The 1,208-nt window shown below is 80.5% G+C and carries 1 protein-coding gene; it reads right to left on the bottom strand.

The window, feature by feature from the left end; genetic code table 11:
* Positions 1-1,176: ATPase (locus NWP10_RS12030; RefSeq protein WP_258301056.1), on the bottom strand; the 1,176-nt coding region annotated here is incomplete at its 3' end.
* Between the last annotated feature and the right edge of the window lie 32 nt (positions 1,177-1,208).

Here is a 1,208-nt window from a genome sequence, read left to right on the forward strand (position 1 = left end):
GGCCAGCTCCGCCAGCGCCCGGCGCAGGGCGCTGTTCGGGGCGGCCTCGGCGAGCACCTGGCCGCCGAGCAGGGCGCGGTCGGCCGCCGCGGGGTCCCACGGCAGGAACGCGGCCAGCGGGATGCCGGCGGACGCGAAGCGGGACCAGACGGCCTCCACCTGGGACCGGGGCGAGACGCCCGCCGCCGCGGGGCGCAGGCGGTTGACCACCACGCGCAGCCGGGCCTCGGGGGCGGCCTCGACGAGCTCCTCGGTGCCCCGGACGAGCCGCGGCAGGGAGACGGCGTCCGGGCCGCCGACGGCGAGGACCTCGTCCACGGCGGCCAGCGCCGCCAGGGTGGCGCCGTTGCGCTGCGGCGCCGGGACGTCGAAGGAGAGCTCCTCGTCCTGCTCCAGGCCGAACCCGACGTCCACCACCACCTGCTCCCAGCGCTCCCGGGCGGCGGCGAGCAGGGACGTGAGGGCGGCGGGGCGCAGCTCGGGCCAACGGTCCACGCGGGTCAGCCCCGTGAGCACGGTGAGTTCGGCCCCGGCGACGCGGACGCGCACGCCCGCGGCCTCCAGGTCCGCGGGGCCCAGCGGCCCGTGGTCGGCGCGCCGGACCGCCCGGGCCACGCCCGCCGACTCCTCGGTCAGGCCGAGGTGGGCGCCCACCGACGGGCCGTACGTGTCCAGGTCCACCAGCAGCGTGCTCCGGCCCGCGACGGCGTGCTCGGCCGCCAGGTTCACGGCGACCGTCGTGCGTCCGGGGGCGCCGGTGGGCCCCCACACCACGATGACGCGCGCGTCCCCGGGCGTTCCGGAGGCCTCCACGTCCGGCCGGTCCTCGGCGGGCTCCGCCGCGTCGCCGTCCGGGTCCCGCGGGTCCGGGCGGTCGACGTCCGGCACGGACCGGCCCGCCGCATCGGCGTCCCACGCCGCGAAGTCCTGCGCGTCGTCCCGAGCGAAACCGTCCTGCGCGCGGTCCTGCGCGCGGTCCTGCGCGACACCGTCCCGGGTGACACCGCCCTGGGCGGCGTCGGCCGGCACGAGGTCGTCCCCCGCCCGGCCGCCGCGTCGGCCGTCGTCCACGGCCTCGTCGCCGGCGCCCGCCTCCGGCCGCGCGGCGCTCGCAGCGGACCGCTCCGGGTCCCCTCCGAGCAGGGGCGGGCCGAGGCGGGGGGGGGCGGCGAGCACCCCCGAGGGCCGCCCGGACCCCGTCGCTTTTT

This window comes from Micrococcus sp. HG099, from assembly GCF_024723355.1.
Lineage (GTDB): Bacteria > Actinomycetota > Actinomycetes > Actinomycetales > Micrococcaceae > Micrococcus > Micrococcus endophyticus.